The 254-nt window shown below is 64.6% G+C and carries 1 protein-coding gene; it reads left to right on the top strand.

Annotated features, from left to right (window positions below; translation table 11 throughout):
• Window positions 1-254, top strand: a 254-nt coding sequence (locus tag EOA79_RS32530) for a pantoate--beta-alanine ligase (protein ID WP_164894097.1), incomplete at both ends; no start/stop codon positions are given.

The raw sequence follows: 254 nt of genomic DNA, 5'->3' as shown, positions 1-254 counted from the left end.
ACCTCGACATTCCGATCACTATTGTGCCCTGTCCGACAGTCCGCGAAGCCGATGGTCTTGCGCTATCGTCGCGTAACGTGCGGCTCTCCCCAGCCCAACGCGCCATTGCCCCAAAACTAGCATCGGTTGTGGGGCTGACGCCGCAGGCGGTAAACACGTTCGGAGGCTATCGTGTGCAGGGCCGGGGAGCCGATGCAGAGCGGATCAGGCGCGACGCCAGGGCGGTAACCGAGGCGGGCGGCTTCTCCTTGGTG

This window comes from Mesorhizobium sp. M1A.F.Ca.IN.020.03.2.1, from assembly GCF_004023205.1.
Classification (GTDB): domain Bacteria; phylum Pseudomonadota; class Alphaproteobacteria; order Rhizobiales; family Rhizobiaceae; genus Mesorhizobium.
The sequence above is the reverse complement of the archived record's forward strand: the minus strand, read 5'-3'. Positions and strand labels throughout refer to the sequence as shown.